19 protein-coding genes are annotated in these 20006 nt (G+C 67.9%); 12 read left to right on the top strand and 7 right to left on the bottom strand.

What is annotated here, in order from left to right; genetic code table 11:
- Positions 1-98: 98 nt before the first annotated feature.
- From DT074_RS11790 to DT074_RS11765, 6 genes are all read left to right on the top strand, one after another.
- Positions 99-1892, top strand: a complete 1794-nt coding sequence (locus DT074_RS11790) for a peptide ABC transporter substrate-binding protein (protein WP_119420047.1) — start codon at positions 99-101, stop codon at positions 1890-1892.
- 73 nt (positions 1893-1965) lie between these two features.
- Entirely contained in the window at positions 1966-2925 is a 960-nt protein-coding gene (locus tag DT074_RS11785) for an ABC transporter permease (RefSeq protein ID WP_119420046.1), read from the top strand.
- Complete coding sequence (locus DT074_RS11780) at positions 2891-3832, top strand: ABC transporter permease (RefSeq protein ID WP_119420045.1); 942 nt, start codon at positions 2891-2893, stop codon at positions 3830-3832. The genes DT074_RS11785 and DT074_RS11780 overlap by 35 nt, the downstream gene beginning before the upstream one ends.
- Entirely contained in the window at positions 3829-4818 is a 990-nt protein-coding gene (locus DT074_RS11775; protein ID WP_119420044.1) for an ABC transporter ATP-binding protein, read from the top strand. Before DT074_RS11780 ends, DT074_RS11775 begins: the two co-directional genes overlap by 4 nt.
- Positions 4819-4829: 11 nt before the next feature.
- Positions 4830-5804 (top strand): ABC transporter ATP-binding protein, encoded by a 975-nt coding sequence (locus tag DT074_RS11770; protein WP_119420043.1) that lies wholly within the window; start codon positions 4830-4832, stop codon positions 5802-5804.
- Positions 5805-5858: 54 nt separating this feature from the next.
- Positions 5859-7076 (top strand): adenylate/guanylate cyclase domain-containing protein, encoded by a 1218-nt coding sequence (locus DT074_RS11765; protein ID WP_119420042.1) that lies wholly within the window; start codon positions 5859-5861, stop codon positions 7074-7076.
- On the opposite strand, the gene DT074_RS11760 is transcribed toward DT074_RS11765, so the two are convergent.
- The 4 genes from DT074_RS11760 to DT074_RS11745 all read right to left on the bottom strand — a co-directional run bounded on the left by DT074_RS11760 (position 7069) and on the right by DT074_RS11745 (position 9382).
- Positions 7069-7713, bottom strand: a complete 645-nt coding sequence (locus DT074_RS11760; protein WP_368744622.1) for a UdgX family uracil-DNA binding protein — start codon at positions 7711-7713, stop codon at positions 7069-7071. The two genes, DT074_RS11765 and DT074_RS11760, sit on opposite strands and share 8 nt — an antisense overlap.
- Entirely contained in the window at positions 7679-8230 is a 552-nt protein-coding gene (locus tag DT074_RS11755) for a DUF4142 domain-containing protein (RefSeq protein ID WP_162914841.1), read from the bottom strand. Before DT074_RS11755 ends, DT074_RS11760 begins: the two co-directional genes overlap by 35 nt.
- A 106-nt stretch (positions 8231-8336) precedes the next feature.
- On the bottom strand, positions 8337-8630 hold the full coding sequence (locus DT074_RS11750; RefSeq protein ID WP_119420040.1) for a DUF3175 domain-containing protein: 294 nt from the start codon (positions 8628-8630) through the stop codon (positions 8337-8339).
- Positions 8631-8692: 62 nt separating this feature from the next.
- Positions 8693-9382, bottom strand: a complete 690-nt coding sequence (locus tag DT074_RS11745; RefSeq protein WP_119420039.1) for a DUF2161 domain-containing phosphodiesterase — start codon at positions 9380-9382, stop codon at positions 8693-8695.
- 84 nt (positions 9383-9466) lie between these two features.
- On the opposite strand from DT074_RS11745, the gene DT074_RS11740 reads away from it, so the two are divergent.
- Genes DT074_RS11740 through DT074_RS11725 form a run of 4 tightly spaced genes read left to right on the top strand, consistent with a single transcriptional unit; the run spans position 9467 to position 13175 of the window.
- Positions 9467-10894, top strand: coding sequence for an amidohydrolase family protein (locus tag DT074_RS11740; RefSeq protein WP_162914840.1), 1428 nt, complete (start codon positions 9467-9469; stop codon positions 10892-10894).
- A 9-nt stretch (positions 10895-10903) separates the two neighbouring features.
- Positions 10904-11203, top strand: coding sequence for a hypothetical protein (locus tag DT074_RS11735; RefSeq protein ID WP_119420037.1), 300 nt, complete (start codon positions 10904-10906; stop codon positions 11201-11203).
- Positions 11200-12237, top strand: a complete 1038-nt coding sequence (locus DT074_RS11730) for a CobW family GTP-binding protein (RefSeq protein ID WP_119420036.1) — start codon at positions 11200-11202, stop codon at positions 12235-12237. The genes DT074_RS11735 and DT074_RS11730 overlap by 4 nt, the downstream gene beginning before the upstream one ends.
- Positions 12234-13175: an alpha/beta hydrolase gene (locus tag DT074_RS11725; RefSeq protein WP_119420035.1), complete on the top strand. Its 942-nt coding sequence runs from the start codon at positions 12234-12236 to the stop codon at positions 13173-13175. Before DT074_RS11730 ends, DT074_RS11725 begins: the two co-directional genes overlap by 4 nt.
- Here DT074_RS11725 and DT074_RS28505 read toward each other — a convergent pair.
- Positions 13172-14245, bottom strand: a complete 1074-nt coding sequence (locus DT074_RS28505) for a ResA-like WAxxUGC motif-containing protein (RefSeq protein ID WP_368744621.1) — start codon at positions 14243-14245, stop codon at positions 13172-13174. The genes DT074_RS11725 and DT074_RS28505 overlap by 4 nt on opposite strands.
- A gap of 101 nt (positions 14246-14346) precedes the next feature.
- Here DT074_RS28505 and DT074_RS11710 point away from each other — a divergent pair, with 101 nt between their 5' ends.
- Positions 14347-16686 (top strand): xanthine dehydrogenase family protein molybdopterin-binding subunit, encoded by a 2340-nt coding sequence (locus DT074_RS11710; RefSeq protein ID WP_119420032.1) that lies wholly within the window; start codon positions 14347-14349, stop codon positions 16684-16686.
- Positions 16687-16732: 46 nt separating this feature from the next.
- Positions 16733-17974, top strand: a complete 1242-nt coding sequence (locus tag DT074_RS11705; RefSeq protein WP_368744620.1) for a NupC/NupG family nucleoside CNT transporter — start codon at positions 16733-16735, stop codon at positions 17972-17974.
- Here DT074_RS11705 and DT074_RS11700 read toward each other — a convergent pair.
- The gene (locus tag DT074_RS11700) at positions 17971-19203 is read right to left on the bottom strand and encodes a Zn-dependent hydrolase (RefSeq protein WP_119420030.1); all 1233 of its coding nucleotides are present in this window, start codon (positions 19201-19203) and stop codon (positions 17971-17973) included. The genes DT074_RS11705 and DT074_RS11700 overlap by 4 nt on opposite strands.
- Positions 19204-19206: 3 nt before the next feature.
- On the bottom strand, positions 19207-19995 hold the full coding sequence (locus DT074_RS11695; RefSeq protein ID WP_119420029.1) for a creatininase family protein: 789 nt from the start codon (positions 19993-19995) through the stop codon (positions 19207-19209).
- Positions 19996-20006 lie beyond the last annotated feature (11 nt).

Raw genomic sequence — 20006 nt, 5'->3', positions numbered from 1 at the left:
TCCCGACAAGCCTGGGCTAACATGCGGCAACTGGGAGCAGGGCGCTTGGCACGGAGGCTGCAGTGCCGGTGCCCGACAGGCCTATGGGGAGACAGGCAATGGATCATCGTGAGCTCAAGAATCTCATCGCCCGGGTGAAGGATGGGGCAATGTCCCGCCGCGCCTTCGTGCGCCGCGTCGCGGCGGTCGGTCTGACCGCGCCGATGGCGACGCAAATCCTGGCGCTCGGCGGCGTGTCGGCGCAGGCGCAGACCAAGTTCGCCTACAAGCCGACCAAGCGGGGCGGCGGCGGCGCGCTGAAGGTTCTGTGGTGGCAGGGCGCCACCCTGCTGAATCCGCATTTCGCGGTCGGCACCAAGGATCAGGAAGGCAGCCGCATCTTCTACGAGCCGATGGCCGGCTGGGACGCCGAAGGCAACCTGGTGCCGATGCTCGCCGCCGAGATCCCCAACGTGGAGAACGGCACGCTGGCCAAGGACGGCAAGTCGGTGGTCTGGAAGCTGAAGAAGGGTGTGAAGTGGCACGACGGTAAGCCCGTCACCGCCGACGACCTGATCTTCAACTGGGAATACGCCCGCGATCCGGCGACCGCCTCGGTCACCATCGCCAGCTACAAGGATGTCAAGGTCGAGAAGGTCGACGATCTCTCGGTCCGGGTCATGTTCGAGAAGCCGACGCCGTTCTGGGCCGATGCCTTCGTTGGCACCCGCGGCATGCTGATCCCCAAGCACCTGTTCGCCGAGTACAAGGGCGACAAGTCGCGCGACGCGCCGAACAACCTGAAGCCGGTGGGCACCGGCCCGTACAAGTTCGTCGATTTCAAGCCGGGCGACATGGTCCGCGGCGAGCTCAATCCGGACTACCACATGCCGAACCGCCCCTATTTCGACACCATCGAGATGAAGGGCGGCGGCGACGCCATTTCGGCGGCGCGTGCCGTGATCCAGACCGGCGAATACGATTACGCCTGGAACATGCAGGTCGAGGACGAGATCCTGCTGCGGCTGGAGAAGGGCGGGAAGGGCAAGGCGATCATCACGCCCGGCGCCAATATCGAACACATCCAGCTGAACAGCACCGATCCCTGGACCGAGGTCGACGGCGAGCGGTCGAGCGCCAAGACCAAGCATCCGCTGCTCAGCGATCCCGCCGTGCGTCAGGCGCTGGCGCTGCTGGTCGACCGGAAGTCGGTGCAGGACCACATCTACGGCCGCACCGGCATCGCAACGGCGAACTTCCTCAACAACCCGCCGCGCTTCACGTCGAAGAACACCAAGTTCGAGTTCAACGTCGAGAAGGCGAACCAGGTCCTCGAGGCGGCCGGCTGGAAGAAGGGCTCCGATGGCGTCCGCGCCAAGGACGGCAAGAAGCTGAAGCTGGTCTATCAGACCTCGATCAACCAGCCGCGCCAGAAGAATCAGGCGATCGTGAAGCAGGCGGCGCAGAAGGCCGGCATCGAGATCGAGCTGAAGTCGGTGACGGCCTCGGTCTTCTTCTCTTCGGACGTGGCGAACCCGGACACCTACACGAAGTTCTATTGCGACATTCAGATGTACACCACGACCATGACGCAGCCCGATCCGGAGCTGTTCATGAACCAGTTTACGTCGTGGGAGGTCGCGACCAAGGAGAACAAGTGGCAGGGCCGCAACATCACGCGGTGGAAGAGCGATGAGTATGACAAGGCCTTCCAGGCGGCCCAGGGCGAGCTCGACCCGGTCAAGCGGGCGGCGCTCTTCATCAAGATGAACGACCTCGTGGTGAACAATCAGGTCGTGATCCCGGTGGTCTACCGGCCGCGCGTGGCCGCGGCATCGCTGAAGCTCCAGGCGCCGCTCAGCGGCTGGGACAACGACTTCTGGAGCCTGAGGGACTGGTACCGCGAAGCGTAAGAGGCATTGCCCCGGCTGCCGGTCCTGATCTTGCAGGCCGGCAGCCGGGGCAGCCATTCCGGGTCGTCACACCGTGAGCCAATATCTGCTGAGGCGATTGCTGATCGCGCTCCCGAGCCTGCTCGGGATCAGCGTCGTCCTGTTCACGATCCTGGCCCTGGCGCCAGGCGATCCCTTCGAGGAGCTGGCGACCAATCCGGCCATTCCGCCGGAAGTGCGCGAGGCTCTGCGCGTCAAGTTCGGCCTCGATGATCCGGTCTGGACCCGGTACTTCCGCTGGCTCACCGCCATGCTGCAGGGGGATTGGGGCTTCTCCTTCGCCAGCCGTGTCGATGTCGACGAGCTGATCCTCGGGCGCGTGCCGACGACGCTGATCGTGATCGGCTCCTCGCAGCTTCTGGCCCTGCTGGTGGCGCTGCCGGTCGGCGTGATCGCCGCGACCCGGCCCTATTCGATCTTCGACCAGATCGCCAACACGCTGGCCTTCATCGGCTTCTCGCTGCCGACTTTCTTCACCGGCCTGCTGCTGATCCTGGTGTTCAGCATCTATCTCGACTGGCTCCCCTTCGTGTACCGCGCCGACGTGCCGGGCAGCGGCTGGCCCTGGCTGTGGGAGCACATCAAGCAGGCGATCATGCCTGTCCTCGTGCTCGGCCTGTTCCAGGGCGCCTCGATGACGCGCTATGTGCGCTCGGCCACGCTCGACGTGATCCGGCTCGACTACGTGACGACGGCGCGCTCGAAGGGGCTGCGCGAGCGCGTGGTTATCGTCAAGCATGTGGTGCGCAACTCGCTGATCCCGGTGGTGACGCTGGTCGCGCTGCAGATGCCGGCCGTGTTCGGCGGCGCCATCGTTACCGAGCAGATCTTCCGCGTTCCGGGCATCGGCTCGCTCCTGATCAGCGCCATCCTGGCCAACGACACGCCGGTGATCATGGGCGTCACCTTCGTCTTCGCCATTCTCGTCATCCTGTTCAACCTGATAGCCGACGTGCTCTATGGCTGGCTCGACCCTCGCATCTCCTACCGTTAGCGCCGGCGCGGCGACCGTTGTCCGGGCCAAGCGGATCTCGCCCGGCCTGGAGGCCTGGCGCCGCTTCCGCCGGCACCGGCTGGCCGTGGCCAGCGTCTTCATCCTGGGCTTCATGATCCTGGCGGTCGCGGTCGGGCCGTTGGTCTGGCAGGTGCCGATCAACGAGATCGACTTCACCGCCCGGCTCGCCGGCCCCTCGCTCGCCCATCCGCTCGGCACCGACGATCTCGGCCAGGACCTGCTCGCCCGCATGCTCTATGGCGGGCGCATCTCGCTCGCGGTGGGCCTGGCTGCCATGGCGGCCGCCATCTTCGTCGGCGTGGTCATCGGCGCGATCGCCGGCATTTCGCGCGGCAGCGTCGATGCGGGCCTGATGTGGCTGACCGACCTGTTCCTGGCCCTGCCGCAGCTGCCGCTGCTGCTGCTGATCATCTACCTGTTCCGCGATTCGCTGAAGGAGCTGGTCGGTCCCGAAATGGGCGTCTTCATCCTGATCGTCGTCGTCATCGCCGGCTTCCGCTGGATGCCGGTGGCCCGCCTGGTGCGTGCGCAGTTCTTCTCGCTTCGGGAGAAGGAGTTCGTAGAGGCGGCGCGGGCGCTCGGCGCCTCGACCTCGCGCCAGGTGGTGCGCCACATCCTGCCGAACTCGCTGGGGCCGGTGATCGTCGCCGGCACGATCGACGTCGCCGCCGCCATCATCGCCGAATCGACGCTGTCCTTCCTCGGCCTCGGCTTTCCGCCCGATATCCCGACCTGGGGCCGGCTCTTGTTCGACGCCAAGGACTATCTCGATTTCGCGCCGCACTGGGCCCTGATTCCGGGCGCGGCGATCTTTCTGGCCGTGCTGACCATCAACTTCATCGGCGACGGATTGCGCGACGCCCTCGATCCCCGGAAGGTCCTATGAGCGCAACGGGGACGGGGGAGCGCCTGCTCGACATCAGGGGCCTGAAGACGCATTTCAAGACCGATGATGGCTGGGTCCATGCGGTCGACGGTGTCGACATCGCGCTCGATGCCGGCGAGACGCTCGGCGTGGTCGGCGAGAGCGGCTGCGGCAAGACCATTACCGCCATGTCGACGCTCAAGCTGATCCCGATGCCGCCGGGCAGGATCGTCGCCGGCCAGATCCTGTGGCGCGGCCGCGACATCGTGCCGTTGACGTCGGACGAGATGCGCTCGATCCGCGCCAAGGAGATCGCCATCGTCTTCCAGGAGCCGATGACGTCGCTGAACCCGGTCTACACCGTGGGCGATCAGATTGGCGAAGTGATCCGCCAGCACGAGGGGCTGAACAAGAAGCAGACGCTGGACCGCACCATCGAGATGCTGCGCCTGGTGCATATCCCCAACCCGGAGCGGCGGGTGAACGACTATCCGCACCAGTTCTCCGGCGGCATGCGCCAGCGCGTCATGATCGCCATGGCGCTCAGCTGCAATCCCAAGCTGCTGATCGCCGACGAGCCGACGACCGCGCTCGACGTCACCATCCAGGCCCAGATCCTGGAGCTGCTGGCCGAGATGAAGTCGAAGCTCGGCATGGCGGTGATGCTGATCACCCATGCCATGGGCGTGGTGGCGGAGACCTGCCAGCGCGTCGTGGTGATGTATGCCGGCAAGGTGGTGGAGGAGGCGCCGGTGCGCGAGCTGTTCCGCAATCCGCGGCACCCCTATACCCAGGGCTTGATCCGCTCGATCCCCCGCATCGATCTGGCGGCGGTGAAGAAGACCCGGCTGGAAGCGATCGGCGGCGTGGTGCCGCGCCTGATCGACCCGGCGCCGGGCTGCCGCTTCGCCGCCCGCTGCCGGTTCGCCAAGGGAATCTGCAGCGAGGCGACGCCGGAGCTGCGCGAAGTCGCGCCCGGCCACAAAGTCGCCTGCGTGCTCGCCTGAGGAACCGACCGATGAACGAGCCGCTGCTGCGCGTCAACAATCTGGTCAAGAACTTCTCGGTCAGGGGCGGCCTGCTGGCGCGCGAGGTCGACAAGGTGCATGCCGTCGACGGCGTCAGCTTCGACCTTGCCGCCGGTGAGACGATGGGCCTCGTCGGCGAATCCGGTTGCGGCAAGTCGACCACCGGCCGCTGCATCCTGCGCCTGATCGAGCCGACCGCCGGCGAGGTGTGGTTCGAAGGCAAGAATGTCACCGGCCTGGGCTCGAACGAGCTGCGCGCGCTCGCGCGCGACATGCAGATCATCTTCCAGGACCCGTACGCCTCGCTGAACCCGCGCATGACGGTCGGCGCCATCATCGGCGAGGCGCTGACCATCCATAAGCTGACCAAGTCGCGGCGCGAGTTCGAAGACCGCATCGTCGAGCTGCTGGAGACGGTCGGGCTGCACGCCGATCACATGCGCCGCTTCCCGCACGAATTCTCCGGCGGCCAGCGCCAGCGCATCGGCATCGCCCGCGCGCTCGCCGTCTCGCCCAAGCTGATCGTCTGCGACGAGCCGGTCTCGGCGCTCGACGTGTCGATCCAGGCACAGGTGATCAACCTGCTGGAGGACCTGCAGGCCAAGTTCAGCCTGACCTACATCTTCATCGCCCACGATCTCTCGGTGGTGGAGCACATCTCCAACCGCGTCGCCGTGATGTATCTCGGCCGCATCGTCGAGATCGCCTCGTCGCGCGACCTCTACACCAATCCGCTACACCCCTATACGGAGGCGCTACTCTCCGCGGTGCCGATCCCCGACCCGGAGGTGAAGCGCCAGCGCATCATGCTGCAGGGCGACGTGCCGAGCCCGATCCGGCCGCCCTCGGGCTGCCATTTCCACACCCGCTGTCCGATCCGCCAGCTGCCGCTCTGCAGCACCGAGCGGCCGGAGCTGAAGCAGGCGACCGACGGCCATTGGGTGGCCTGCCACCTGCGGGGATAGGTCGCCGCGATCGCACTTGTGGTCCGCGGTGGCGGGCGCTCAAATGCGGCCGCCATGGATCTTGCAGGAATTGCCGCCGTTCGGAGCTGGGTGATCGAGGCGGGGCTCGCCGGCGCCGGCGAGCCGGATCTGCTCAAGGGATTCTGCGATCGCCTCGCCGTGGCCGGCCTGCCGCTGTCCCGCGCCGCGGTGATCATCGACACCCTGCACCCGGTTTATGAGGGCCGCGTATTCCGCTGGCGGCACGACCAGCTCGAAGCCCGGCTGGTGCACGAATACGGCCGGACCGAGGACGATGCCGCGATGGCGGACAGCTGGCGGCGCAGCCCGTTCTATCATCTGCTGCAGACCGGCGACGCGATGCTCCGACGGCACCTGCTGCGCGACCGCGTGGACGACTTTCCGGTCCTGGGGGAGTTCCGTGCCGAGCGGCAGACCGACTACGTGGCGATGATCCAGCGTTTCGCGTCGGAGGGCGCGATCGGCGAAATGGATTGCGTCTATTCGTCGTGGACGACCGAGCATCAGGACGGATTCGACGAGCGGCACATCGCCGTGCTTGCCGAATTGGTGCCGGCCCTCGCCCTCGCCATCAAGTGCACGTCGCTCGGCCGGATCGCCGAGACCCTGGTCGAGACCTATCTCGGCCGCGATGCCGGCCGGCGCGTGCTGAGCGGCCGCATCGCCCGCGGCGTCGCCGACCGTATCGAGGCCGTGCTCTGGTACAGCGACCTGCGCGGCTTCACCCGCATCACGGACGCGGCGCCGCCGGAACAGGTCATCCCGCTGCTGAACGACTACGCGGAGGCGATCATCTCGTCCGTCCACGAACATGGCGGCGACGTTCTGAAGCTGATCGGCGACGGCACGCTCGCCATCTTTGCCGCTGCCGATCCCGGCGAGGCTTGCCATGCGGCGCTTGCCGCCGAGGCGCTGGCGCGGCAGCGCATCGATGCGCTGAATGCACGCCGCGCGGCGGAAAACATGCCGATTACCGAGGTTTATCTAGGTCTGCATATCGGCGCCGTGTTCTACGGCAATGTCGGCAGCCGCGACCGGCTCGATTTCACCGTGGTCGGGCCGGCGGTCAACGAAGTCAGCCGGATTGCCGCCATGTGCCGCTCTGCCGAAGCCGACATCCTGATGTCGTCCGCCTTCGCGGCGGCGGCGCGCGCCGCCGATCGGGCGCGGCTGGTTTCCGCCGGGCGATATGCGCTCCGCGGCGTCGCGGCGCCGCAGCACCTCTATACGCTCGACCGCGGCGTCAGCTGACGGATGCGGCGGCGTATTGGAGATCGGCGACGAACGTGTCGAAGGCCCGGTGTCTGGCTTCCGAATCGGGGATGCGAAGCAGCGCCGAAGGGTGCTGAATCGCCATGCCTTTCAGCCCGGTGAAATCCATCGTCTTGCGACGCACTCGGGAGAGCACGATGGCGCGTCCGGCCAGCGCGCTCGCCGCCGTCACGCCCAAGGCGATGACGAGGCGCGGCCGGACCGTCTGCAGTTCCAGGTCGAGCCACCACCGGCAGATGTCGATCTCTTCGCGATTGGGCCGCTTGTGCAGGCGGCGCTTGCCGCGACGCTCATGCTTGAAGTGCTTCACCACATTGGTGACGTACACGTCTAAGCGATCGATGCCCGCCGCGACGAGGGCACGGTCAAGCAGCTTTCCAGCCGGACCCACGAAGGGACGGCCGGCGCGGTCTTCCTGGTCGCCCGGCTGCTCGCCGACCAGCATCAGCGTGGCGCCCGTGGGCCCCTCGCCGAACACCGTCTGTGTGGCATTGCGATAGAGCGGGCACCGCGTGCATCCCTTTGCCTTTGCAGCCAGCGCGTCAACCTGCCGGGACGAGGGCCGCGCCGGGGCGGCGATCTCATCCCCGTGGCGGCGGTGCGCTGCGCGTGCCACGGATCCGCTCCAGCTCTTCGAGATGCTTCTGCACCAGGGCGGCGAACTCCCCCGCCGCGATCCTGAGCGCAACGTCATCCCCGCCACTCGCATAGCCGCGATGCAAGGCCAGCGCCTGTTCGTGCGCCGCGCGCTGGATGTCGAGGAAGAGACGGTTGAATTCCGGCGTTTGAGTTGTCTGCAGCTCCCGCAGCCTGGCCTGCTGTGCGCTGTCCAGCGGCGCCGGCGCTGCCTCGGCGGTCATGTCGGTGGCCTCGCGCAGCCTCGCGGTGGCGCGGATGTGGTCGTCGATCAGCAGGCGGCCCAGCGCCCGGATGTCCTCGCGATCCGACTTCTGCAGGGCCATTCGGCCGGATTGGATTTCGAACTGATCGATGGCGGCGGCCCGACGCAGATATTCGTTGGCGGCAAGCGGGGAGGTCGCCGGCGCGTCCCGGCGGCCGGGGAGCCCCGCGTCGCCGGCCCGCTGGCCCTCGGCCGGCCCGCAGCCCGCCACGCAAGCGATCGCCAGTGTCATCAGCACAGCACGTCCAACGCCCGCCATCGGGGAGCCTTCCTGACTATTCGCCTCACGGGACAACGGATGTTGCGCGCAATCGTTCCGCCGCGGCGAGATGGCGCGCTCAGGCCGGCTCGCGCCCGAAAGCCACGCGCAGCTTGTTCTTCGCGTTGTTCAGCACCTTGCGCCGGCTCGGCGACAGGTTCTTGCCGGCGCGGTTGATGTAGAAGGTCAGCATCGACATGGCGGAGCGGTAGGGGTCGGATTTGCGCCGCCGGCTCCGCTCTGCGGACCGCATCAGCGATTGCGCGATCTTCTCCGCGCTGCGTGCCTTGAAGATGTCCTTCTCCAGGTCGAGGGCATCGCTCTCGCGCGTGACCCGGCCCGACCATCGACGGGAATTCTGCCTGGCTGCCATTGGTGACCCCGTTTCGGTTGGAAACGGCGACGCGACCTTGTGGTTCCGCTTCGGCGGCAGCTCTACCGGTCCGGTGCGGCGACGCCTTCGCTCGACCAGCCGAAGCGGGCCAGACCCCGATGGCCCTGCGGGGTCAGCGCGTAGGTGCCGCGCTCGACGCGCTCGAACCAGCCGTAGACATTGCGTTGCAGGATCCCGGCCGCATTGGGCGCATCGCCGGCCGCGCGCAGCGTCTTTACCTGGAGCGGTCCCTGCGCCGCCAGCAGGGCCGCACAGCGCAGAGCCTCCTGCCGATAGGCGGTCATGATCGGCTGGCGGGTCGAGCCGCCATTGTTGGGATCGCCGACCCGGCGGGCATGCTCGCCCAGCAGGCGGCCGATGCGGCGGCGGCTCTTGCGCGGCTGATAGGGCAGGGGATCGAGCAGCACTTCGACCCGGCCCTGCGCCACGACCATCAGGCCGAGGCCGATCCGGCGGCACAGCTTCTTCACCTCGCCGGGCCGGTTCGGCCAGGCACCGACCGCGAGATAGACCGCGTCCGTCATCGCCAGCCGGTCGATACCCTGCAGCACCAGGCCAAGACCGAAGCTGCGCTTCAGCTCCACCACCACCGGCGGTTCCAGGCCACGCACGGCGACTAGATCACAGCCCTTGATTTCGCCCTTCACCTCATAGCCCTGGGCGGCGAGGAAGGCCTTCACCGGCGCGTATAGGGCGGTTTCGGGTAGCGCGGTTCGCTCGGGGCTGGCCATGGCGGGGATGCTAAGCCGAGTCGGGCCTATTGCTGCAGTGTCGCTTACGGCGCCAAGATGCGGCGGGTTGCACGGGAGCGCGGCATGTTCGATCTGATCATCGCGGGCGGCGAAGTGGTGACGCCCCAAGGCACGGCAATCTGCGACGTGGCGATCGCGGGCGAGACGATCGCGGCGGTGGCGGCGCCGGGCACTTTCGCGGCCGGCAGCGCCAGGCGGGTGATCGATGCCAAGGGCCGCATCGTGATGCCGGGCGGCATCGACCCGCATGTGCATTGCCTGTGGCACCTGCCGCTGCCCGACGGCACGGCGATGCTGACCGACGGGCCGGCGCAGGTCAGCCGCGCCGCGCTGCATGGCGGCACCACCACGATGATCGACTTCGCCGCCTGGACGCACGACACCAACGTGCAGAAGACGATCGAGGCGCGCGACAAGGACTGGGTCGGCAATTGCTGCTGCGACTGGTCCTACCACATCATGCTGCGCGGCGACCTGCCGCCGGGACTGCTGGGCGAGCTCGCCGAGGCGATCCAGGCGGGCTATCCCACGGTCAAGATCTTCACGACCGACATCACGCCGTCGCGCCGCGGCCGCATGGTCGATTTCGGCGATATCTGGGAAGTGTTCAAGGTGCTGGCGAAGCAGGGCGGGCTCGGTGTCATCCATGCCGAGGACAACGACATCGTCATGCACATGTACGACAAGCTGATCCGCGAGGACCGCACCATCTTCCACAACATGGCGGAGGTGCATAACCAGCTGTCCGAGGATCTGTCGTTCCGCCGCGTGCTGCGGCTCGCTGAAAGCGTGCCCGGCACCGCGCTCTACATGATGCATGTCAGCGCCGGCACCGGCGTCGCCGCCATTGCCGAGGCACGCGCCAAGGGCCTGCCGATCTACGGCGAGACCCTGCATCAGTACATGCTTTACAACGCCGAGGATTACAAAAGGCCGAACGGCCAGATCTATCACACCTATCCCTCGCTGAAGACGCCGGCCGACCAGAAGGCGCTGTGGGACGGCACGCTGACGGGCGCGATCAACACGGTCGCGACCGACGAGATATGCTGCACCTTGAAGGTGAAGACGGTGGGCAGCCGGATCGACGACGTGACCGGCGGCAATGCCGGCGCGGAGCCGAGGCTCGGCGTGATGTTCACCGAGATGGTGGCGAAGCGCGGCTACTCGCTCAGCAAATATGCAGATCTGGTCTCGACCAACGCAGCCAGAATCATGGGGCTCTATCCGAAGAAGGGCGCCATCGCGCCGGGCAGCGATGCCGATATCGCCATCCTGGCGCGGGGGCCTGCGCGCAAGCTCATGAAGGAGGATCTGCACGAGACCGATTACAGCCCCTGGGAAGGCCACGAGATCCATGCCTGGCCGGCGATGACCATCCTGCGCGGCAAGGTCGTGGTGGAGGACGGCAAGTTCCTCGGCTCGCCGGCCGACGGACGCTATCTCAAGCGCAAGGTGGCGCCGGAGATCATCGCCGGGCCGGCCTTGTAGCCGCCGGCGATGGCCGCCGCCTCGATGGAAGAGCTCGGGGCGCTGCTGCGCGAGACGCTGGCTGTCTGGCACCTTGAAGGTGAAGTGCGCCTAGACGCGCAGGAGATCGAGGTCGCTGCAGCCGGTCGCCGGCTGCACATCGTCGCGGCACCGGGCGATGTCCTGTTCCCCTGGCTGGTGCGGACGGCGGAGAAGAGTCGCGGCGTGGCTTCGGTTGCGGCCCTGCTTCGGACCGTGCGCAATGCGCTCGACCCCGAGCATGGCGGCGTTCGGCTGCGGCTGGCGCCGCGGGGCGTCCTTCCGCCATGATCCCGGTATCGGTGCTGACCGGTTTCCTCGGCAGCGGCAAGACCACGCTGCTCGCGCACCTGCTGCGCCATCCGGCCCTCGCACGCACCGCCGTCATCATCAACGAGTTCGGCGAGATCGGCCTCGACCACGACCTGATCGAGACCAGCGACGAGAGCTTCGTCGAGCTGACGACGGGCTGCCTCTGCTGCACAGTGCGCGGCGACTTGGTGCGGACCCTGGGCGAGCTGCTGTCCCGGCGCGACGCAGGCAGCATCGCGCCGTTCGAGCGCGTGGTGATCGAGACGACCGGCCTGGCCGACCCGGCGCCGATCCTGCATGCGCTGATGACCGATCCTGTGCTGTCCGATCGCCTCGCCCTGGCGGGCGTCGTGACCACCGTCGACGCTTTTCATGCCTTCGACACGCTGGCGCGGCATCCGGCGGCGGTGAAGCAGGTCGCCATGGCGGACCGCCTGGTGCTCACCAAGGGCGACCTCGTGGAAGGGGAGCCGGCCGAGCTGAAGGCGGAACTGTGCCGGCTCAATCCTGCCGCGCCACTCGTGCCGGTGGTCCACGGCGCCGCGGCGCCGGAATTGATCCTCGACAGCGGTCTCTACGATGCCGGCTCGAAGGCACCCGATGTCGCCCGCTGGCTGGCGGCGGAGGCGCATGGGCATGGCCACGCTGCGCATGACCATCACGAAGACATCGTCAGCTTCTGCGTGTACCGCGAGGCGCCGATCCACGCCGTGGCGCTGGCGCTGTTCCTGGAGACGCTGGCGGAGCATGCCGGCGCCGATCTGCTGCGGGTGAAGGGTATCCTCAACATCGTCGAGAGCCCGGAGCGCCCGGCAGTGATCCACGGCGTGCAGCACGTTTTCCATCCGCCCGCCTGGCTCGACCGCTGGCCTTCGGCCGACCGCCGGTCGCGGCTCGTCTTCATCACCAGGGGTATTCCGCGCAGTTGGATCGAGCGATTGCTCGATCTCCTCGAGCACGAAGTCGCCGAACGAAGCGGCGAGCCATTGAGACAGGGAGAACCCGCCGCATGATCGATCCGGAATTGCTGCCCTTCCTCGCCATGTGGGACAAGGCATGGTCGGTTCTGCCGCCGAACGCGACGCCGCCGCAGCGCCGCGCGCTGATCGAGAAGCTGGCGGCCGAGCTGCGCCCGCCGATGCCGCCCGAGATCGACGACGCGACCGAGCACGTGCCCTGGCGCGACATGCCGGTGCGGGTTCGCATCCATCGCTACAAAGGCGCCGGGGTCGCGCCTTGCCTGATCTACCTGCATGGCGGCGCCTGGATGCAGGGCAGCCCCGAGACGCATGAGGATGCGACGGTCGAGATCGCGCGGCAGACCCGGCACACCGTCATCAGCGTCGACTACGCGCTGGCGCCGGAGCATCCATTCCCGATCGCGCTCCGCCAATGCGAGGCGGTGGTGGCCTGGGCGCATGCCGAGGCGGCGCGGCTCGGCATCCGCGCGGATGCGATCAGCGTCGGCGGCGACAGCGCCGGCGGCAACCTTGCCGCGGCGCTGACCCTGCTGTTCCGCGGCTCGCCCGTGCGGTTGAAGGGCCAGGTGCTGTTCTATCCCGCGGTCGACGTGTCGCACAGCCGACCCTCGTTCCGGGAGAATGCCGACGGGCCGATCATCAAGACGGCGAACATGGCCGCGACGATGGCCGCCTATTGCCCGGATCCCGCCCAACTTCGCACGCCCCTGGTCGCGCCGCTCCTGGCGCCGGACCATGCCGGCCTGCCGCCGGCCTTCATTGCCGTGGCGGAGCATGATCCGCTGCGCGACGACGGCCTTGCCTATGCCGAGGCGCTCAGCGCTGCCGGTGTGCCGGTCACCTTGGAGCGCGGCGCCGGGCTGATCCACGGCTACCTGCGTGCCATGTCGTATTGCCGGGCGGCGCGGGCCGGCCTGGACGCGGCTTGCGCCTGGCTGATCCGGCTCAACGCGAACGAGCAGGTCGCCTAACGGGGAAAGCCGGGCAGGTCGGGCGGCGGATAGTAGGGCCGGTCGCCGAGCGCCTGCACCCGCGCCCAGAATTCCGGCCCGCTCGCCTTGCCGACCTCGTCGAGATCGGCCGCCTGGCGCCAGATGTTCCAGGAATCCGGATGCAGGCGGCTCGCCTCTTTCAGATGCCGGTCGCCTTCTGCCTGCCTGCCATGCGCGCGGAGCCAGGTGCCGAGGCGGAAATGCGCATGCGCCGCTGCGATCTCAGGCGTGACCTTCGGCTGCTTCGCGCGCGCGGCGTCGGCGGGCAGCGCATGCTCGCCGGTCCGCGCCCATTCGCGCACGGCGGCGAAATAGGCGTCACGCGCCGCCTGCCGGGCCGCCTGGTCCTCCGGCGCCATAGTGCGGGTCTTCAGGTCCATGCGGCGGAAGTGATCGGTCGAGCCCGCCGTTTCGGCGGGGCGCACGACGCGGCCCTGCTCGTCGATCCAGACGCTTTGCGGCACGTTGGTCATGCCGTAGAGCCGCGCCACCAAGTGATCCGGATCGATCAGCGACCAATAATCCGGCTTGGCCTGCTCGATCCACGGCCGCGCGCTGTCAGGCCCGCGGCTCTCCTCGGCGACCGCCACCACCATGAAGCCCAGCTGCTCAAGGTCCTGGTAGAGCACCTGCCACACGGGCAGGTCGAAACGGCAGCCTCACCAACTGGCCCAAGTGGTGAGAAAGACTTTACGGCCACGGAGATCGGAGAGCCGGTGCGGCTTGCCATCGAGGTCGGGCAAGGTGAAGTCAGGTGCTTCGAGGCCGGCCAGCATCTCGCTCCGCGTCGCCGCGCCGGTACCGAGCACCCATGTCTCGCCGGCATCGTCCGACACCACGGGGTGGCCCATATGGCGCCAGAAGGCGGCGAGATCAATCCGTCCGCCCTTCGCCATGCCGGCAGGAAGGGGCACGCAGACCTCGCCGCGGCACATGCCTTCCGGCTTGAGGGTCCAGCCCGTGGCCCGCTCCGCCTCGGCTGCCGTCAGCCACAGCCCGCCGGTCGCGGCGACCTCGGTCTCGTCGGTTTCCGTCAGCACCACCGTCATCGAAACCTCCGCATGATCTCCCATCATAGAGCCGTGGCGGTGCTTGTCGCGCGGCCTGCCCGGGCGGTAACGTCGATGTGTCGAACCCGGGAGAAAGCCAGATGAAGTTCGCGCTTGGCCAGCCCTATGCCCGCGTCGAGGATCCGCGCCTGCTCACCGGCGGCGGCCGCTATGCCGACGACGTCAAGCTCTCCGCCAGGCCAACGCGCGCTTACGTGCTGCGCTCCCCGCATGCGCATGCCGTGATCCGCAAGATCGACATCGGCGCGGCGAGCAAGGCGCCGGGCGTGCTGACCGTCCTGACCTATGCCGATGTGAAGGCCGACGGTCTCGGTGACATGCCCTGCATGGTGCCGCTGCAGAACCGCGACGGCAGCGACCGGGGCGACACCGCGAGGCCGATCCTGGCCAACGGCAAGGTGCGCCATGTCGGCGATCCGGTAGCGCTGATCGTCGCCGAGACGCTGGAGCAGGCCAAGGATGCCGCGGAGTTGATCGAGATCGACTACGAGCCGCTCAAGGCCGTGGTCAACTCGATGGACGCGATCAAGCCGGGCGCACCGCTGATTTGGGACAACATCAAGAGCAACATCTGTTTCGACTGGGAGCTCGGCGACAAGGCCGGCGTAGACGCCGCCTTCGCCAAGGCGGCGAAGACGGTCAAGCTCGAGATCGTCAACAACCGCATCGTGGTCAATTCGATGGAGCCGCGCGCCGCCATCGCCGACTACGATGCGAAGACCGACCGCTCAACGCTCTACACGCCGACCCAGGGCGTGCACATCGTGCATCCGCAGATCGCCGACATGATCCTGAAGATCGGCGGGCCGAAGCTGCGGGTGGTCAGCGGCGATGTCGGCGGCGGCTTCGGCATGAAGATCTTTCTCTATCCGGAGCAGTGCCTGGTGACCTGGGCGAGCCGCAAGATCAAGCGTCCCGTCGCCTGGACCGCCGACCGGCAGGAAGGCTTCGTCAGCGACCTGCAGGGCCGCGACCATGTCTCGATCGCCGAGATGGCGCTCGACAAGGACAGCAAGTTCCTGGGCCTCCGCGTCACCACCTACGCAGCGCTCGGCGGCTATCTTTCCAACTTCGCGCCGTTCATCCCGACCTTGGCCGGCAGCACCATGCTGAACGGCCTCTACACCACGCCGGCGATCTACGTGAACGTCTACGGTGTGATGACCAACACGGTGCCGACCGACGCCTATCGCGGCGCCGGGCGGCCGGAGGCGTCATACCTGGTCGAGCGACTGGTCGACCATGTGGCGCGCGAAGTCGGTCTGACGCCGGACGAGATCCGCGCGCGCAACCTGATCCCGCCGGAGGCGATTCCCTACAAGACAGCGCTCGACGATATCTACGATTCCGGCGACTTCGCCAACCTGATGCGGACCTGCATGCAAAAGGCGGATTGGGCCGGCTTCGGCGGGCGCGAAGCCGAAAGCAAGCGCAAGGGGAAGCTGCGCGGCCGCGGGCTCGCCACCTATGTCGAGCGTTGTTCCGGCGGCAATCCGGAGACGGCGGTGGTCAAGTTCAACGACGACGACACGGTCAACGTCATCATCGGCAACCAGACCAATGGCCAGGGCCACGAGACGCTCTACACCCAGATCTTCTCGGCCAAGCTCGGCATCGACGGCGACAAGATCCGCATCATCCAGGGCGACAGCGACCTGGTGCCGGCGGGCCTGACCGGCGGCTCGCGTGCGGCGCCGGTCGGCGGCGCGGCGGTGGTCGGCGCCGCCGACAAGATCATCGACAAGGGCCGGAAGGTCGCGGCGGCGGCGCTGGAGGCGGCGGTCGCCGATATCGAATATGCCGATGGAAGCTTCCGCGTCGCCGGCACCGATCGCAGCCTCGGCCTCTTCGAGGTGGCGAAGAAGGCGAAGGACGCCAAGTTCGCGCCGGCGGGGGAGGCGGCGACGCTCGATGACGAGTACACTCGCACGCCGGAGCAGCAGACCTTCCCGAACGGCTGCCATATCTGCGAGCTGGAGATCGATCCCGATACCGGTGTCACCGAGATCGCCCGCTACACGGTGGTCGACGATTTCGGCAAGGCGATCAACCCGCTCTTGCTGATGGGCCAGGTGCATGGCGGCATCGGCCAGGGCGTCGGCCAGGCGATGACGGAGCGCACCGTCTACGATGCCGAGAGCGGCCAGCTTCTGTCCGGCTCGTTCATGGACTACACCCTGCCGCGCGCCGACGACGTGCCGCTGATCGAGTTCGACATGCGGAACCAGCCCTGCCCGACCAATCCGCTCGGCATCAAGGGTGCGGGCGAGGCCGGCGCGATCGGCGCGCCGCCGGCGGTGATCAACGCCATCGTCGATGCGCTGTACCGTGCCTATGGCATCAAGCATATCGACATGCCGGCGACCCCGGCCGCCATCTGGCGCGCGATCGAGGGGGCGAAGGCGAACAAAGCGGCATGAAACGTGCTACCCCTTCCGCGAGGCAGGAGGGGGAAGGGGGCAGAACGTGCTGCAAAGTCTGTTCGGGCTCCTCGTCCTGACGGCGCTCGCCTGGGCAATGAGCGAGCGGCGCAGCCGCGTTCATTGGCGGGCCGTCGGCGTCGGCCTTGGGCTGCAGCTCGCGCTGGCGGCTCTGTTCCTCAACGTGCCGGTGCTGCAGGCGGGACTTGCCTCGCTCAACCGCGCCGTCAACGGGCTGTCGGAGGCAACGCGGGCCGGCACCGGCTTCGTGTTCGGCTATCTCGGCGGCGGGCCGCTGCCGTTCCAGGAGAGCTTCCCGGGCGCGAGCTTCGTGCTGGCCTTCCAGGCCCTGCCGCTGGTGCTGGTGATCAGCGCCCTGTCCAGCCTGCTGTTCTACTGGCGCATTCTGCCGCTGATCGTAAAAGGCGCCGCCTGGGCGCTGGAGCGCACCATGGGGGTCGGCGGCGCGGTCGGCCTCTCCACCGCCGCCAACATCTTCGTCGGCATGGTCGAGGCGCCGGTCTTCATCCGGCCGTATCTCAAGCAGGTGAGCCGCAGCGAGCTGTTCGTCATCATGACCGGCGGCATGGCGGGCGTCGCCGGCACCGTGATGGTGATCTATGCCAATTTCATGGCGGCGACGATTCCCGATGCCATCGGCCACATCCTGCTCTGCTCGGTGCTGACCGCGCCGGCGGCGATCGTGGTCGCGCTGCTGATGGTGCCGGACGAGGCGCCGCCGACCGGCGCCGAGCTGCAATCGCCGGAGCCGCCGTCGTTCAGCGCCATGGACGCGGTCACCAAGGGCACCCTCGCCGGCCTCGAACTGTTCCTCAACATCATCGCCATGCTGATCGTGCTGGTGGCGCTGGTCTGGCTCGCCAATGCGATCCTCGGCCTGCTGCCGGATGTCGCCGGCGCGCCGATCACCTTGCAGCGCATCCTCGGCCTGGTCATGGCGCCGATCTGCTGGCTGATGGGCATACCCTGGGCGGAGGCCACCACCGCCGGCGCCCTGATGGGCACCAAGACGGTGCTGAACGAGTTCATCGCCTATCTGGAGCTGTCCAGGCTGCCGCCGGAGGCGCTCAGCCCGCGCTCGCGCCTGATCATGCTGTACGGGCTCTGCGGCTTCGCCAACTTCGCCAGCCTCGGCATCATGATCGGCGGCCTGACCGCGATGGTGCCGGAGCGCCGGCCGGAGATCGTGTCGCTCGGCCTGAAGACGATCGTGTCCGGCACGCTCGCCACCTGCATGTCGGCGGCGGTGGTCGGGATCATGATCTAGCCCTTCAGGATCGCCGCCACCGCATCGGCCAGCACCTGGCAGCCGAGCAAGATATCGGCCTCCGACGTGTCCTCGCTGTAATGGTGGCTGATACCGCCGATCGACGGCACGAACAGCATCGCCGCCGGCAATTTGTGGGCGATGATCTGGGCATCGTGTCCGGCCGCCGAGGGCATGCGCATCCAGGTATCCGGCGCGCGCAGGCGCGCGGCCGCCTCGATCGCGTCCTGGAAGGCGCCGTCCATCACGGTCGGGAAGGTGCGCGACAGCGTCTCGATCTCGATGCCGCACGGGCCGTCGGCCTGCGCCGCGGCGACGAGATGCATCAGCGCCGCCTCCATCCGCTCCATCACCTCGCGCTGCTCGTCGCGGAACTGCAGGATCATCTCGGCCGCGCCGGGCACGATGGCCGGCGCGCCGGGGTGAATCTGCACACGGCCGACGGTCCAGACCGAGCGCGGCCCGGCGACAGCAGGGAAGGCGTCGTTGATCGCCGTGCACAAGCGGAACAGCGCCTGCGCCGCATCCTTGCGCAGGTGCATCGGCGTGGTGCCGGCGTGGTTCTGCTGGCCCGCGAAGCTGATGCGGTACTGGAAGATGCCGACGATCGCCGTGACCACGCCGATCCGTTTCTTCTCCTGCTCCAGATAGCCACCCTGCTCGATATGCGCTTCGACATAGCCCCGGTAGCGCTCCGGCTCGATGGCGAGGCGGGGCTTGCCGGCGAGGCCGGCCTGCTGCAGCGCCTCGGTCAGCGGCGTGCCGTCCTCGCGGTGCTTCGCCGCGGCGATCTCGGCATCGCTCAGCTCGCCGACGAAGGAGCGGCTGCCGGTGAAGGCGCCGAAATGGCCTTCCTCGTCGGCCCAGGAGGCGACGTCGACGCCGAACGGCACGCCGGCCTCCTTCAGCGCCCGCGCGACTTCCAGGCCGTAGATCACGCCCATCACGCCGTCGAGCCAGCCGCCCTGAGGCTGGGTGTCGGTATGGGAGCCGAGCAGGAGCTTCGGGCCCGGCGCGCTGGAGCGGCCGATCACGTTGCCGATGCCGTCGATGACCGGCTCGAGGCCGGCGTCCTTCATGCGCTCCATCAGCCAATGCCGCGATTGCATGTCCTGCGGCGACAGGCAGGGCCGGTGCACGCCGGTCTTGTAGCGGCCGAACTCGGCGATCCGCTTGAGATCGGCGATCAGGCGTTGGCCGTCGATCGAGGGGCTGTTCGGAATCGCCATGGCTCAGGGCTCCACCTTGTCGGCCAGGATCGGCAGCGACCACAGCTCCTTGTTGGTCAGCTTGCCGGCGATCTCCTCGGCGATGGCGTTGAGCAGCCGCTCGCCCTTCTCGGGCGAGGCGGCCTCCGGATTGCCCCACACGCCGGAGGCGGAGGAGGCGCCGAGCGCCCGCCAGCTGTAGATGCCGGGGCCGACCAGATCCTTCACCTGCGGCGTGGTGTTGGCGCGGGCCAGCGCGATGCGGTCGCGCGCCACGAGATCGGGCCGCAGCGCCATCATCATCGAAGTCTCCGCCTCGCAGGCATGCAGCAGCTCCTTCTGGGTATCGAGGTTCTTTGCCACGGCCGTAGCCGCGGCGTACCAGTAGGTCATCTGCAGGATCGGCACTTTCAGTTTCGGCGTCAGCTCGTCGGCGATGACGCGGAGTGCGTTGTCGTTGCCGCCATGGCCGTTGAGCAGGACGATGCGCTTGAAGCCGTGCCGCACGATGCTCTCGCAGAGGCAGCGCGCCACCGCGAGATAGGTGGCGAAATCGAGCGTGACAGTGCCGCCGAACGACATGTGGTGCTCGGCGATGCCGGCCCAGAACATCGGCAGCACCAGGACCGGCTCCTTCTGCGCCACCAGCCGCGCGGTGCGCAGCGCCACCGCCTCGCCCAGCTGGCTGTCGACCTCGACCGGCAGGTGCGGCCCGTGCTGCTCGACCGAGCCGAACGGGCAGATCACCATGGCCCCCTGGCGCGCCTTGTCGCGCAGCTGATCGGCCCTGAGCTTGCGCCACTCGATTTCCATGATCCCCTCCT

It is taken from the genome of Desertibaculum subflavum, from assembly GCA_003576705.1.
GTDB classification, from domain to species: Bacteria; Pseudomonadota; Alphaproteobacteria; order Ferrovibrionales; family Ferrovibrionaceae; genus Desertibaculum; species Desertibaculum subflavum.
Note: the sequence above shows the minus strand (reverse complement) of the source record. Positions and strands in the feature narration are given on the sequence as shown.

Bases quoted from the DNA above. Each gene is read 5' to 3' on its own strand.
- DT074_RS11755 (WP_162914841.1), bottom strand. From the start codon at position 8,230: ATGACACTGGCGATCGCTTGCGTGGCGGGCTGCGGGCCGGCCGAGGGC.
- DT074_RS11765 (WP_119420042.1), top strand. From the start codon at position 5,859: ATGGATCTTGCAGGAATTGCCGCCGTTCGGAGCTGGGTGATCGAGGCG.
- DT074_RS11735 (WP_119420037.1), top strand. From the start codon at position 10,904: ATGGCCGCCGCCTCGATGGAAGAGCTCGGGGCGCTGCTGCGCGAGACG.
- DT074_RS11710 (WP_119420032.1), top strand. From the start codon at position 14,347: ATGAAGTTCGCGCTTGGCCAGCCCTATGCCCGCGTCGAGGATCCGCGC.
- DT074_RS11750 (WP_119420040.1), bottom strand. From the start codon at position 8,630: ATGGCAGCCAGGCAGAATTCCCGTCGATGGTCGGGCCGGGTCACGCGC.
- DT074_RS11745 (WP_119420039.1), bottom strand. From the start codon at position 9,382: ATGGCCAGCCCCGAGCGAACCGCGCTACCCGAAACCGCCCTATACGCG.
- DT074_RS11695 (WP_119420029.1), bottom strand. From the start codon at position 19,995: ATGGAAATCGAGTGGCGCAAGCTCAGGGCCGATCAGCTGCGCGACAAG.
- DT074_RS11775 (WP_119420044.1), top strand. From the start codon at position 3,829: ATGAGCGCAACGGGGACGGGGGAGCGCCTGCTCGACATCAGGGGCCTG.
- DT074_RS11725 (WP_119420035.1), top strand. From the start codon at position 12,234: ATGATCGATCCGGAATTGCTGCCCTTCCTCGCCATGTGGGACAAGGCA.
- DT074_RS11780 (WP_119420045.1), top strand. From the start codon at position 2,891: ATGGCTGGCTCGACCCTCGCATCTCCTACCGTTAGCGCCGGCGCGGCG.
- DT074_RS11770 (WP_119420043.1), top strand. From the start codon at position 4,830: ATGAACGAGCCGCTGCTGCGCGTCAACAATCTGGTCAAGAACTTCTCG.
- DT074_RS11740 (WP_162914840.1), top strand. From the start codon at position 9,467: ATGTTCGATCTGATCATCGCGGGCGGCGAAGTGGTGACGCCCCAAGGC.
- DT074_RS11700 (WP_119420030.1), bottom strand. From the start codon at position 19,203: ATGGCGATTCCGAACAGCCCCTCGATCGACGGCCAACGCCTGATCGCC.
- DT074_RS11790 (WP_119420047.1), top strand. From the start codon at position 99: ATGGATCATCGTGAGCTCAAGAATCTCATCGCCCGGGTGAAGGATGGG.
- DT074_RS11730 (WP_119420036.1), top strand. From the start codon at position 11,200: ATGATCCCGGTATCGGTGCTGACCGGTTTCCTCGGCAGCGGCAAGACC.